General features: G+C 66.9%; 1 protein-coding gene. It reads right to left on the bottom strand.

Going from position 1 to position 895, the window contains the following annotated elements:
- Positions 1-895 (bottom strand): hypothetical protein (locus tag B4E30_RS14155; RefSeq protein WP_286795724.1); only part of this gene is annotated, 895 nt, incomplete at both ends.

Below are 895 nucleotides of genomic sequence, written 5' to 3'. Positions count from 1 at the left end.
CCCGCCCACAGTTGGTTGTCGGTGATCGACCATGCGCATCCGTCACACGACACCGACCACGAGGTCGGCAGCTCGAGGCTCGCGTCGGCGAGCTTGGCGGCGAACGCCTTCAGGGCGATCGCTTCAGCCGTGGTGAGGTTCGGCGGATCGCTGTCGACGAAGTTCGTGATCGCCGTTCCGAGCGGGGCCAGAGCAAGCGGCGGCAGGTCGGAGAGGCTGTAGAGCGAGAAGTAGTTTGCGTGCGCATCGCCCATGCTCACCTCGAACTCGTTCGAGGACAGGCCGTCGGAGTCCAGGCAGGCCACGAGACTCGTGGCCTGGGAGTCGGCGGCATCGGCATCGACGTGGCAGATGCCACCGACTCGCCCGAAGTCCGCTCCGCCCATCCACCAGTTGTTCTCCAGACCGCTGTCACCCTGCCCGAAGCAGGTCTCGACGGATGCGGAGCCGTAGTCGAGGAACGTCAGCGTGCCGCAGAAAGCGTAGTGGAGCTCCTGCGGCTCGTCGTTCGTGTCGATGTCGGTGTGTACGGCGGCGCCCCCGGTCTGGCCGTTGTACCAGGATGCGACGGAGTCCTCACCGTCGTGCGTGCCCTGCACGTCGAGGGTCAGACGATTGTCGCCGCTGTCCCAGCTCTGCCCCTGGTAGGCGAAGTCCTCGCCGGACGACGCGCCGTCGTACGCGAACGAGATCTCACCCAGGTCGCTGCGGATCTCGACGGTGTCGTCGTGGGTCTTCGACAGCTCGGGATCCGCATCGGGTGCGGGAACGGGCTCGGGTGCAGGGTCGACATCGCCGGTCGACGGCGACCCGGAGCCGTTGTCTCGCGAGGATCCGCTTGTTTCGTGGGTGTCGACGCTCTGAACCGGCGCCGTGCGACTTCCCCCGTAGGGCG

The sequence above is a fragment of the Microbacterium sp. UBA3394 genome (assembly GCF_002358725.1).
Lineage (GTDB): Bacteria > Actinomycetota > Actinomycetes > Actinomycetales > Microbacteriaceae > Microbacterium > Microbacterium luteum.
The sequence above is the reverse complement of the archived record's forward strand: the minus strand, read 5'-3'. Positions and strand labels throughout refer to the sequence as shown.